General features: G+C 72.5%; 7 protein-coding genes. 4 read left to right on the plus strand and 3 right to left on the minus strand.

What is annotated here, in order from left to right; genetic code table 11:
- Nucleotides 1-42: 42 nt before the first annotated feature.
- The 3 genes from ABZ342_RS17890 (at nucleotide 43) to ABZ342_RS17900 (ending at nucleotide 3,141) form a co-directional block, all read left to right on the plus strand.
- Entirely contained in the window at nucleotides 43-945 is a 903-nt protein-coding gene (locus ABZ342_RS17890; protein ID WP_360474052.1) for a LysR family transcriptional regulator, read from the plus strand.
- Nucleotides 946-996: 51 nt separating this feature from the next.
- Nucleotides 997-2,091 (plus strand): ionic transporter y4hA, encoded by a 1,095-nt coding sequence (locus tag ABZ342_RS17895; RefSeq protein ID WP_360474054.1) that lies wholly within the window; start codon nucleotides 997-999, stop codon nucleotides 2,089-2,091.
- 159 nt (nucleotides 2,092-2,250) lie between these two features.
- Nucleotides 2,251-3,141, plus strand: coding sequence for a cobalamin-binding protein (locus tag ABZ342_RS17900; RefSeq protein WP_360474056.1), 891 nt, complete (start codon nucleotides 2,251-2,253; stop codon nucleotides 3,139-3,141).
- Here the strand turns inward: ABZ342_RS17900 and ABZ342_RS17905 are convergent.
- Nucleotides 3,125-5,509, minus strand: coding sequence for a SpoIIE family protein phosphatase (locus ABZ342_RS17905; RefSeq protein WP_360474058.1), 2,385 nt, complete (start codon nucleotides 5,507-5,509; stop codon nucleotides 3,125-3,127). The two genes, ABZ342_RS17900 and ABZ342_RS17905, sit on opposite strands and share 17 nt — an antisense overlap.
- Complete coding sequence (locus ABZ342_RS17910; RefSeq protein ID WP_360474060.1) at nucleotides 5,506-10,053, minus strand: HAMP domain-containing protein; 4,548 nt, start codon at nucleotides 10,051-10,053, stop codon at nucleotides 5,506-5,508. Before ABZ342_RS17910 ends, ABZ342_RS17905 begins: the two co-directional genes overlap by 4 nt.
- Nucleotides 10,054-10,400: 347 nt before the next feature.
- On the opposite strand from ABZ342_RS17910, the gene ABZ342_RS17915 reads away from it, so the two are divergent.
- On the plus strand, nucleotides 10,401-11,555 hold the full coding sequence (locus ABZ342_RS17915; RefSeq protein ID WP_360474062.1) for an FAD-dependent oxidoreductase: 1,155 nt from the start codon (nucleotides 10,401-10,403) through the stop codon (nucleotides 11,553-11,555).
- Here the strand turns inward: ABZ342_RS17915 and ABZ342_RS17920 are convergent.
- The gene (locus ABZ342_RS17920; protein ID WP_360474064.1) at nucleotides 11,550-12,521 is read right to left on the minus strand and encodes a magnesium transporter CorA family protein; all 972 of its coding nucleotides are present in this window, start codon (nucleotides 12,519-12,521) and stop codon (nucleotides 11,550-11,552) included. The genes ABZ342_RS17915 and ABZ342_RS17920 overlap by 6 nt on opposite strands.
- Nucleotides 12,522-12,580: the final 59 nt, after the last annotated feature.

Genomic DNA, 12,580 nt, shown 5'->3' on the forward strand with positions numbered 1-12,580 from the left:
GCGTCCAATGCCTGATTGGATGAAATTCCATACACTGACGGCATGGACGTCCAGACGCTGCGGCTCTTCCGCGAGGTCGCCGGCGGCGCGACCGTCACGGAGACCGCGGCCGGCGCGCACCTGACGCAGCCCGCGCTCTCCCGCGCCCTGCGCCGGCTGGAGCACGACGCCGGCGCCCAGCTGTTCCGCCGGTCCGGGCGCCTGCTGCGGCTCACCCCGGCCGGGCACGCGTTCAAGCGGCACGTCGACGCCGTGCTCGACCAGCTCGACCAGGGCCTGCGCGAGGTCGGCGAGATCGTCGCACCGGGCACCGGCGTCGTCCCGCTGGCCTTCCTCCACACGTTCGGCACGTGGCTGGTGCCGTCGGTGCTGAGCGGGTTCCTGCGCGAGCACCCCGGCGCCCGGTTCGCGCTGCGGCAGCACGGCGAGGCCGGGCTCGAGGCGGAGCTGCTCGAGGGCACCGCGGACCTCGTCCTCACCAGCGGCGACCGCGGGCACCCGCAGCTGCACTGGGAACGCCTGCTCGTCGAGCCGCTGCGGCTCGCGGTCCCGCCGCGCCACCGGCTCGCCGGGCGGCGGCGGGTCCGCCTCGCCGAGTTCGCGGACGAGACGTTCATCCTGCTGCGCCCGGGTTACGCGCTGCGCGAAACCACCGAGCGCCTGTGCGCCGAGGCCGGCTTCACGCCGCGGATCGGGTTCGAGGGCGACGAGGTCGAGACGCTGCGCGGGCTCGTCACCGCCGGGCTCGGCGTGTCCGTGCTGCCGTTGCCGCGCACGGCCACGTTTCCCGCGCCCCACCTCGAACTGACCGATGTGGACGCCGCGCGCGACATCGGCCTCGCGTGGGCGGCCGGGCGGACTCTCCCGCCGCTGAGCGAAACCTTCCGGCGGCACGTCCTCGCCGCCGGGCCCGCCGACCTCGACCGTCCACAAGGGACGATGTGAGAATCGCCGTACGACCACGCGGTGTGACCGCCGGTGTGACAGGGTGGAGGCATGGCCGCGCTGAGATCCTTCCTGACGTCCTGGACCTCCGTCACCCCCGTGCTCGGCCTGGTCGTGCTGGCGCTCGCGTGGGGCCGCGACCTCGGCCCGGTCTTCGTGGCGATTGTCGCGATCGCGCTGGGGGCGACCGTGCTGGCGGCGGTGCACCACGCGGAGGTCGTCGCGCACCGCGTCGGCGAGCCGTTCGGGTCGCTCGTGCTCGCGGTCGCGGTCACCGTCATCGAGGTCGCGCTGATCGTCACGATGATGGTCTCGGGCGGCCCGGAAGCCGGGTCGCTCGCGCGGGACACCGTGTTCGCCGCGGTGATGATCACGACCAACGGCATCGTCGGCATCTCGCTGCTCGTCGGTGCGCGCCGCTACGGCGTCACCTTGTTCAATTCGGAAGGCAGCGGCGCCGCGCTGGCCACGGTCGCGACCCTGGCCACGCTGAGCCTGGTGCTGCCGACGTTCACCTCGAGCACTCCCGGCCCGGCGTTTTCGACCGCGCAGCTGACCTTCGCCGCCGTCGCGTCGCTGGCCCTGTACGCGACGTTCGTGCTGACGCAGACCATGCGCCACCGCGACTTCTTCCTCCCGGTGGCGGCCGACGGCGAGGTCAAGGAGGACGACCACGCCGAACCGCCGACGAACCGGGCCGCGCTGGGCAGCCTCGCGCTCCTGCTGGTGGCGCTGGTCGCGGTGGTCGGGCTCGCGAAGGTGGAATCTCCGGCGATCGAGGCGGGCGTGCGCGCGGCCGGGTTCCCGCAGTCGTTCGTCGGCGTCGTGATCGCGCTGCTGGTGCTGCTGCCGGAGACCCTGGCGGCGACCCGCGCGGCCCAGCGCGACCGGATGCAGATCAGTCTCAACCTCGCCTACGGTTCGGCGATCGCGAGCATCGGCCTGACCATCCCGGCCATCGCGCTCGCGTCGATCTGGCTGCCCAGCGAACTCCTGCTCGGCCTCGGCTCGACGCAGATCGTGCTGCTGGCACTGACCGTGGTGGTGAGCGTCCTGACGGTGGTGCCCGGCCGGGCCACCCGCCTCCAGGGCGGCGTGCACCTGGTCCTGCTCGCCGGATTCCTGGTACTGGCCGTCAACCCCTGAGGCCGTGTCGACCCTTCAATCACGCGTGCTGACCCTCTGATCACGGCTGATGCCCGGTTCGGTCGGGCATTACCTGTGATTGGGGAGGCATCACGTGTGACTGAAGGGGCATCACGCGTGATTCAGGGGTCGACACGGCCGGGCGGTTACCGTGGGCCGATGCGGATCGTCTCCCTGCTGCCCGCGGCGACCGACCTGGTCGCGGTGCTGGGCGAGTTGCCCGGCCTCGTCGGCCGGACGCACGAGTGCGACTGGCCGCCGGGGCGCGTCGAGCACGTCCCGGTGGTCACGCGGGCGGAGTTCGATCCCGACGCGCTGTCCAGCCGGGAGATCTCCGCAGCCACCCATCGCGGGTCCGGGCTCTACACGCTCGACAGCGCGCGGCTCGCCGGCCTCGCTCCCGACGTCGTGTTCACCCAGGACCTGTGCGAGGTCTGCGCCGTGTCCTACCGCCAGGTGTCCGAAGCGGTGCGCACCCTCGACACCGGACCGCTGGTCGTGAGCCTGGAACCGGCCACCCTCGACGGTGTCCTCGACTGCCTCCGCCAGGTCGGCGACGTGCTCGGGGTGCCGGACCACGCGGCGGCCGAGATCGCCACCCTGCGCACGCGCCTGGACGCGCTGCCCCGCCCCGGCACGCGGCCGCGGGTCGTCGCACTGGAGTGGCTGGACCCGGTCTGGCCCGCCGGCCACTGGGTGCCCGAGCAGATCGCCTCGGCGGGCGGCGAACCGCTGCTGGCTTCGACCGGCGAGCACACCCGGCCGGTGCCGTGGGACGCCGTCGTCGAGGCCCGGCCCGACGTGCTCCTGCTCATGCCGTGCGGGTTCGCGCCCGGCCGCACGCTCGCCGAGGCGCCGTCGCTCGCGGACCGGCCCGGCTGGGCGGACCTGCCTGCCGTGCGCGCCGGGCAGGTCTGGGTGCTCGACGGCCCGGCGTACTTCAACCGCCCGGGCCCGCGGGTGGTGCGCGGTGCCGAGATCTTGGCGGAGATCTTCGGCGGCGGGAATCCGCCGCCGTCCGAAGCGCGGCGGTTCACCGTCCCCCGGTGACCTCGATCCCCACCACGCACGTGTCGTCGTCGGTGTCGGCCGTGCTGTACGTCAGCAGGGTGTCCAGCTGGTTCTCCAGCCCGCCGTCGTGGCCCTTCACCAACGTCACCAGGCGCGACACCGTCTCCTGGACCGGGCGGTCGCGGCGCTCGACCAGCCCGTCGGTGTAGATCAGCAGGATGTCGCCCTCGTCGAGCTGGAGCTCTTCTTCCTGGTACGTCACGTCCCGGACCGCGCCCAGCAGTGGACCGCGCAGCAGCGGCAACGTCGTCGCGTCGCCGCCGCGGTGGCGGACGATCGGCGGCAGGTGCCCCGCGCGCGCCCAGCGGAGCTTGCGGGTCGCCGGGTCGTAGACCGCCGCGACCGCCGTCGCCGTCACGTGGTCGGTCAGGTGGTAGGCCACCAGGTTCAGCCACGTGAGCAGCTGGGCCGGCCCGGCGCCGGTCGCCGCCAGGCCGCGCAGGGCGTTGCGCAGGCTGACCATCCCGGTGGCCGCGTCGATGCCGTGCCCGGCGACGTCGCCGACGCACAGCAGCACCTCGCCGGTCGGCAACGCGACCGCGTCGTACCAGTCGCCGCCGACCAGGTGCTCCTTCTCGGCCGGCCGGTAGCGGACCGCGGCGCGCAGGCCCGGCATGTCGATCGGGCCCTTGGCCGGCGGCATGATCGCGTGCTGCAGCTGCAGCGCGAGCCGGTTGCGCTCGATCGCCTCCTGCTCGGTCTCGGCCAGCCTGTCCCGCGTCGCGGCCAGCGCCACCTCGGTCCAGTGCTGCGACGACACGTCCTGGTAGGCCCCGCGGACCGCGACGAGCTCGCCCCGGGCGTCCACGACCGGCTCGGCGACCACCCGGATGTGCCGGGCGACGCCGTCGGAGCGCTGCAGGCGGAACGCCGTCGACGACGGGCGCCGGTGGTGCATCACCGCGCGCAGGAACCGGCCGATCGCCTGCGCGTCGTCGGAGTGGGCGTGCGCGGCCAGCTCGTTCAGCGACAGCGGCGTCGCGGTCGGCGGCAGGCCGTACAACGCGAACAGCTCGGTGTTCCAGGTGATCGCCCCGGTCACCACGTTCTCTTCGAAGCCGCCGATGCGGCCGAGCCGCTGGGCGTGCTGCAGCAGCACGGCGAGCTTCGCCGCGTCGTCCTGGATGCGCAGGATGAGCAGCACGTTGCCGGCGAACCGCGTCACGCTGATGTCGGTGAGGACGGTCAGCGGCACCTGGTCGACGAGCGTGGTCACCGCCATGCTGTCGGCGCGGAACGGCTCGCCGGTGGCGTAGACCCGCTGGATCTTGTCCAGCAGCCCGCTCTCCTCGGCGGCGAGCGGGTAGGTCTCCAGCAGCCGCGTCCCGACGAGCCGGCTGCGCGGCCGCCCGCCGGGGTCGGTGAACCGGACGTTGGCGTGGTGGATGCGGAAGTCGGTCAGCCGGCCGCCGTCGAGGCACGGCGACAGCAGCACGGCCGGGTCGTGCAGCCCGTCGACGAAGTCCACCAGCTCGCCGAGGAAGTCCCCCGAACCGTCGGCGGCCACCGGGGCGACCACGCCGTCCCAGGTGTCGAGGGTGTGCGCGCACAGCTCCGCCAGTGCCTCGAGCTGCTTGCGCTGGCGCCCGGGCTCGGCGGGCAGCGCGTCCGGCCAGCACATCTCGACGACGCCGATGATCCGGCCGCCGGTGCCGGTGGGCACCGCGACGCGGCCGCCCTCGGCCAGGGTGTGCTGCCCGATCGACGGCAGCCCGCCGCCGGACAGCGTCGGGTACCAGACCGTGTCGCGCCCGAGCAGCGCGTTGCGGGCCGGCGTCGCGACGCCCGGCGGGACGTAGCGCCAGCGCGCCGCCTCCTCGGCCGAGAACCCGGCCGACCCGGCGAGCGTCAGCGACCCGTCCGGACCGGCGAGCCACACCGCGACCGCCGTGGCGCCCAGCGGCCGCAGCGCGTGCTCCAGGATGGACTCCGCGACGCGCTGGGTGTCCCCGGCCGCGAGCACGCCGCTTTCGGCGGTGCGCAGGCGCACCGCGACCGACTCCTCGCCTTCGGCGCGGGCCAGGAACTCCTGCGTCACCTCGGTGATCCGGTCTTCGGCCGCTTCGCCGACGACGTCCGCGGCGAACTCCAGCGGCGTCAGCCCGGCTCGCTCCGCCAGCGTCTCCAGCTGCCGGGCGGCATCGGCGGGCGTGCAGTGCAGGCGTTCCATCAGGACGCCCTTGGCCAGCTCGATCAGCGCGCGGCCGTCGGCGACGGCGTGGGCGTGATCGACCTCGCCGCGCAGCCGGGCGACGGTGTCGGCGAGCCGGGCGAGGTTGGCGGACACCTGTGCGGCCGGCGCCGGGACGACCTGCTCGTCGACGAGCGGCCGTTCGTCTCCGATCACGCGGTCACGTGCCGCTTGATGCGGGCGACGAGGTCGTCCGCGTCCACCGGCTTGGTCACGTAGTCGGTGGCGCCCGAAGCGAGGCTCTTCTCGCGGTCGCCGGGCATCGCCTTCGCCGTCACGGCGATGATCGGGATACCGGCGTGCTCGGGCATCGCGCGGATCTTCGCCGTGGCGGTGTAGCCGTCCATCTCCGGCATCATCACGTCCATCAGGATCAGGTCGATGCCGGGGTGCGCGGCGACGGTCTCGACGCCCTTGCGGCCGTCCTCGGCGTGCAGCACCTGCATGCCGTGCAGCTCCAGGATCCCGGTCAGCGCGAAGACGTTGCGCGGGTCGTCGTCGACGATGAGCACGGTGCGCCCGGCCAGCGTCGTGTCGACGTCGGCCGCCGGCACCTGCGCGGCCGGCTCGTCCTGGCGGACCAGCGGCAGCACCGCACCGGGCTCCTCCGCCGACAGGTGCAGGGCGATCCGCTCGCGCAGCTCGTCGAGACCGGAGAGCACCTCCAGCGACTGGACGTCCGCGCGGGACTGGACCAGCTGCTCCAGCTCGCCGTCGAGCCGTCGGCTGTTGTGCGCGAGCACCGGCACCATCCGCAGCGCGCTGTCGCCCTGCATCGCGTCGAGGAACCCGAACGCGGTGCGCTCCGGCAGGTCCAGGTCCAGCACGACACAGTGGTAGGCGTCGGTGGCGAGCGCGGCCGCCGCCTCCTGCGTGCCGACCGCCGTCACGACCTCGACCTCGGCCGGCGAGATCCCGATGTCGCGGCTGTCGGCCAGGTCGGCCGCGGCGCTCTCGGCGACGAGCGTCAGCAGCCCGTGCTGACGCTCCTCCACGACCAGCAGCCGCCGGTGGGCGCGCGGCACCGAGGCCGTCAGCGCGGCACCGGCGTCGCCGATCGCGAGCGCCGTGCCGGGGTGCTCGCCCGCGGGCAGCGTCGCGAAGTCCGGCCGCGCGACCGGCAGGGAGAACGTGAACGAGCTGCCCTCGCCGAGCGTGCTCTCGGCGGTGATGAAGCCGCCGAGCAGCTGGGCGATCTCGCGGCTGATCGACAGCCCCAGCCCGGTGCCGCCGTACTTGCGGCTGGTGGTGCCGTCGGCCTGCTGGAACGCGCCGAAGATCGACTCCAGCTGGTGCTCGGCGATGCCGATGCCGGTGTCGGTGACCCGGAACGCCACGGCGGGGCCGTGCGCGCGCAGCGGCCGGGGCAGCTTGTCCGGCTCCACCGGCTCGATGTGCAGCTCGATCCCGCCGACCTCGGTGAACTTGACCGCGTTGGACAGCAGGTTGCGCAGCACCTGCCGCAGCCGGGAGTCGTCGGTGAGCAGCTCGACGGGCGAGCCGGGGGCGACGGTGATCCGGAACTCGAGGTTGCGCTGCGACGTCATCGGCCGGAACGTCGCTTCCACGTAGTCCAGCAGGCCGCGCAGCGACACCTGCTCCGGCGTGACGTCCATCTTCCCGGCTTCGACCTTCGACAGGTCGAGGATGTCGTTGATCAGCTGCAGCAGGTCCGAGCCCGCGGAGTGGATGATGCCCGCGTACTCGACCTGCTTCGCGGTGAGGTTGCGGGTCGGGTTCTGCGCGAGCAGCTGGGCGAGGATCAGCAGGCTGTTGAGCGGGGTCCGCAGCTCGTGGCTCATGTTGGCCAGGAACTCGGACTTGTACTTCGACGCGATCGTCAGCTGCTGGGCGCGCGCCTCCAGCTCCTGGCGCGCCTGCTCGATCTCGAGGTTCTTCGTCTCGATGTCGCGGTTCTGCGTGACGAGCAGGGCCGCCTTCTCCTCCAGCTCCGCGTTGGACGACTGGAGCTCCTCCTGGCGCGCCTGCAGCTCCTCGGACCGGGTCTGCAGCTCGGCGGTCAGCCGCTGCGACTCGCCGAGCAGCTCGTCGGTGCGGGCGTTGGCGACGATGCTGTTGACGTTGACGCCGATCTGCTCCATCAGCAGCTCGAGGAACGCCCGGTGCACCGCGGTGAAGCCGTGCACCGACGCCAGCTCCAGCACGCCGAGGACCTGGTCTTCGACGACGATCGGCAGCACGATCAGGCTGGCCGGCACGGTGCTGCCGAGCCCCGACGAGATCGTCGCGTAGCCGGGCGGGACGTCGTCGACCGCGATCGGACGGCGGCTGCGCGCGGCCTGCCCGACGAGGGACTGGCCGATCCGGAAGCGCACCACCGGGCCCTCGCCGTCGGGGTGGCCGTACGCGCCGACCAGCCGCAGCTCGGGGACCTCGGCGGTGTCGTCGGCCAGGTAGAACGCGCCGAACTGGGCGTTGACCAGCGGGACGAGCTCGTCCATCACCGCGGCCGCGACGACCGCGAGGTCGCGGCGGCCCTGCATCAGCCCGGTGATGGTGGCCAGGTTGGACTTGAGCCAGTCCTGCTCCTGGTTCGCCCGCGTGGTCTCGCGCAGCGACTCGACCATCGAGTTGATGTTGTCCTTCAGCTCGGCGACCTCGCCGGAGGCGTCCACGGTGATCGAGCGGGTCAGGTCGCCCTCGGCGACCGCGCTGGTGACCTCGGCGATCGCCCGGACCTGGCGGGTGAGGTTCCCGGCCAGCTCGTTGACGTTCTCGGTCAGCCGCTTCCAGGTGCCGGACACGCCCTCGACCTCGGCCTGGCCGCCGAGGCGGCCTTCGCTGCCGACTTCGCGCGCCACGCGCGTGACCTCCGCGGCGAACGCCGAGAGCTGGTCGACCATCGTGTTGATCGTCGTCTTGAGCTCCAGGATCTCGCCGCGCGCGTCGACGTCGATCTTGCGGGTCAGGTCGCCCTGCGCGACGGCGGTGGTCACCTGGGCGATGTTGCGGACCTGCCCGGTGAGGTTGTTCGCCATCGAGTTGACGTTGTCGGTGAGGTCCTTCCACGTGCCCGCGACGTTCGGCACGCGTGCCTGGCCGCCGAGCATGCCCTCGGTGCCCACCTCGCGCGCCACGCGGGTGACCTCGTCCGCGAACGCCGACAGCGTGTCGACCATCGTGTTGATGACGTCGGCGAGCGCCGCGACCTCGCCCTTGGCCTCGACGGTGATCTTGCCGGACAGGTCGCCGCGCGCGACCGCCGTGGCGACCTGCGCGATCGACCGGACCTGGCCGGTCAGGTTGGACGCCATGACGTTGACGTTGTCGGTGAGGTTCTTCCAGGTCCCGGACACGCCGCGGACGGTCGCCTGGCCGCCCAGGTTGCCCTCGGTGCCGACCTCGCGGGCCACGCGGGTGACCTCGTCCGCGAACGCGGACAGTTGGTCCACCATCGTGTTGATGGTGTCCTTCAGCTCGAGGATCTCGCCGCGGGCGTCGACCCGGATCTTCTGCGAGAGGTCACCGCGCGCGACGGCGGTGGTGACCTGGGCGATCGAGCGGACCTGCGCGGTGAGGTTGTCGGCCATGACGTTGACCGACTCGGTGAGGTCCTTCCACGTCCCGGAGACGCCCTTGACGTCGGCTTGGCCGCCGAGGCTGCCCTCAGTGCCGACCTCGCGGGCCACGCGGGTGACCTCATCCGCGAACGCGGACAGCTGGTCCACCATCGTGTTCAGCGTGTCCTTGAGCTCCAGGACCTCGCCGCGGGCGGTCACGTTGATCTTCTGCGACAGGTCGCCCTTGGCCACCGCGGTGGCGACCTGGGCGATGTTGCGGACCTGGTCGGTCAGGTTGCCCGCCATGAAGTTCACCGAGTCGGTGAGGTCGCGCCAGGTGCCGGAGACGCCCTTGACGTCGGCCTGCCCGCCGAGCCGGCCTTCCGTGCCGACCTCGCGCGCCACGCGGGTGACCTCGTCCGCGAACGACGACAGCTGGTCCACCATCGTGTTGATCGTGCTCTTGAGCTCCAGGATCTCGCCGCGGGCGTCGACGGTGATCTTCTGCGACAGGTCGCCCTTCGCGACCGCCGTCGTCACCTGGGCGACGTTGCGGACCTGGTCGGTCAGGTTCCCGGCCATGAAGTTCACCGAGTCGGTGAGGTCGCGCCACACGCCGCCGACGCCGGGTACCTGCGCCTGGCCGCCGAGCCGGCCTTCGCTGCCCACCTCGCGCGCCACCCGGGTGACCTCGTCCGCGAACGACGACAGCTGGTCCACCATCGTGTTGACGGTGTCCTTGAGTTCGAGGATTTCGCCGCGGGCGTCGACGTCGATCTTCTGCGACAGGTCGCCCTTCGCGACGGCCGTCGCCACCTGGGCGATGTCCCGGACCTGGGTGGTGAGGTTGCCGGCCATGGCGTTCACCGAGTCGGTGAGGTCCTTCCACGTGCCGGACACGCCGGGGACCTTCGCCTGCCCGCCGAGCTGCCCCTCGCTGCCGACCTCCCGCGCGACGCGGGTGACCTCGGAGGTGAACAGCGACAGCTGGTCGGCCATGCCGTTGAACACGGTGGCGATCTCGCCGAGCAGGCCGTCGGCCCCGCCGGGCAGCCGGATGCCGAAGTCGCCGTCGCGGACCGCGGTCAGGCCGGCCAGCAGGCGGCGCAGCTCCTGCTCGCCCGCTTCGCCCACGCCTGCGACTGCGCCTTTGGCACCCGGGCGCGTCCCCTCGACCATTGCCCCACCCATCCGCCACCCGTTCCTTCGCTTGTCGGCGCCCGGCGCCGTCCCGGTGTGCCCACCGGGATGGCTCAGCATAGTGCAGCTGCACTATGCTGAGCGGCAACGGTTGAGCAACCAGCCGCACCCGTGTCCGCGCGTGCTTTCCCAGGCGGTGCTCCCGAGCTTTCCTTTTCCCCCAGGCCATCCGGCCGCGTTGACCCGTTCGGCTGAACGCCGTCCCGGGGACCGGTGACGTGCGCTCCGGCGCGGCGCCGGAGCTTCGTCGTGCCCTTTTGAGGTCCACAGTGGACGCTCCACAGTGGACTGGGTGTGCCGTCGCGCCGGGCGGGTACCCACCCGGCATGAACCCCCACAGTCTCGTCGTCGTCGGCAGCGGACCGGCCGGCGTGTCGGCGGCTCGCGCCTACCGGGAAGCGGGCGGAGCGGGTCCCGTCCGCCTGCTCACCGCGGACACCGACCCGCCTTACGAACGCCCACCGCTGTCGAAGGAATTCTTGCGTGGCGAGGCCGATCTCCCGGTGCTGGACCACGACTTGCCGGCGACGCACGACATCGACGTCGCACTCGGCGATCCGGTCACCGAGCTGGGCGAGGGCCGGGTCCGCACCGCCTCCGGCACGGTCCACCGGTTCACCACCTGCGTACTCGCCACCGGCGCGGAGCCGGTCCGGCCGGGAATCCCCGGCGCCCGCCACCCGGACGTGCGGACCCTCCGGTCGGCCGCCGACTCCCGCGCGCTGCGCGCGGCCGCGTCCGGGGTGCGCAGCGCGATCGTCGCCGGCGCCGGGTTCATCGGCTGCGAAGCCGCGGTTTCCCTCTCCCGCCTCGGCCTCCAGGTGACCGTCGTCTGCCCCGACGACGTCCCGCAGGAGAAACGGCTCGGCCGGGAAGCCGGCGAATTCCTCCTGCACTGGCTCAAATCCGAAGGCGTGAGCGTGCTTCGCGGCACGAAGCTGCTGTCGATCGAGGGCGGCTACCGGGTCCGCACCGACCTGGTGCCGATCCTCGACACGGGCCTCGTCGTGCTCGCGACCGGCGTCCGGCCCCGGATCGAGCTGGCCGAAGCGGCCGGGCTCGCCATCGAACAAGGCCGGATCCGCACCGACGAGCACCTGCGCACGAGCGCGCCCGGCGTGCTCGCGGCGGGCGACGTCGCGCTCGCCCACAACCCGGCGGCCGGCCGCGCGCTGGCCGTCGAGCACTGGGGCGAGGGCCTGGCGATGGGCGAGGTGGCCGGGCGGACCGCGGCCGGCGAAGACGCCGCGTGGGACGAGGTGCCCGGGTTCTGGTCGGTGATCGGCGACCGGGTGCTGCAGTACGCCGCGTGGGGCGACGGCTTCGACCGCGCGTACCCGCGGCCGCACGACGACGGCGGGTTCACCGTCTGGTACGCAAAGGACGGCAAAACGGTCGGCGTCCTCACCCACGAAGCCGACGAGGACTACGAGCGAGGTCAGGAGCTGGTCCGGCGCGGCGCCCCGGTGCCGGGGTCATAGCCAGTCCCTCTTCTTGAAGAGCGCGTACAGCCCGATGGAAAGCACGACCATCACGACCGTCGAGACCCAGAACCCGGACGTCGTGCCGTTGCCCGGGTAGGCGACGTTCTGGCCGTAGAAGCCGGTCACCGCGGTGGGCACCGCGATCACCGCGGCCCACCCGGTGACCTTCTTCATGATCAGGTTCAGGCGGTCGCTCTGCAGGTTCAGCTGGGTCTCCCGGACCGTCGCGAGGCGTTCTCGCAACGCCTCGGTGTGCTCGGCGGCCTGCCGCGCGTGGTCGTGGACGTCCTCGAAGTACGGCCCCATCGTGTCGTCGGCCAGCCGCAGGTCCCGCCGCATCAACGAGCCCAGGACGTCGGGCACGGGTCCCACGACCCGCCGCACCACGGTCAGGTTCTTGCGCAGCTCGAACGACCGGCGTTGCAGCTCGGAGGTGTCCGGGCGGTCGTCGAACACCAGGTCCTCCAGCTCCTCGACCTGGTCGTCGAGCGCTTGGACGGCGTCGAAGTGGCCGTCGACGACGTGGTCGAGCAGGCCGTGCAGGAGGAACGGCACACCGGACTTCGCCAGGTCCGGCTCCAGGTCCCAGCGGCGCGTGACGGCGTCGACGTCGAAGCCGTCGTCCTTGCGGACGGTCACCAGTGCGCGCGGAGTGATGAACACGGCGAGCTCGTAGGTCGTCGTGCGGCCGCTCGCGGGGTCGAAACGGACGGCGTAGGCGGTCAGGAAGGCGTGCCCGTCGTAGCGGTCGAGCTTGGGCCGCTGGTGCTCCTGGACGGCGTCTTCCACGGCGAGCCGGTGCAGGCCCAGCTCGCCGGCGAGATCCGTCAGGTCCGCCTCGGACGGTTCGCAGAGGTCGACCCAGACGGCGGTGTCCGGTTCGGCGAGGAAGTCGGACACCTCCTCGACCGGGAAGCCGTCCTTGTACAGCACGCCGTCGCGGTACGCGCGGGTTCTGGTCATACCTTCGGGGGTGCCCGGCCGGGAGAGCCTTCACACACGCGTAACCCGGTGTGAAGCGG

The sequence above is a fragment of the Amycolatopsis sp. NPDC005961 genome, assembly GCF_040629235.1.
Taxonomy (GTDB): domain Bacteria; phylum Actinomycetota; class Actinomycetes; order Mycobacteriales; family Pseudonocardiaceae; genus Amycolatopsis; species Amycolatopsis camponoti.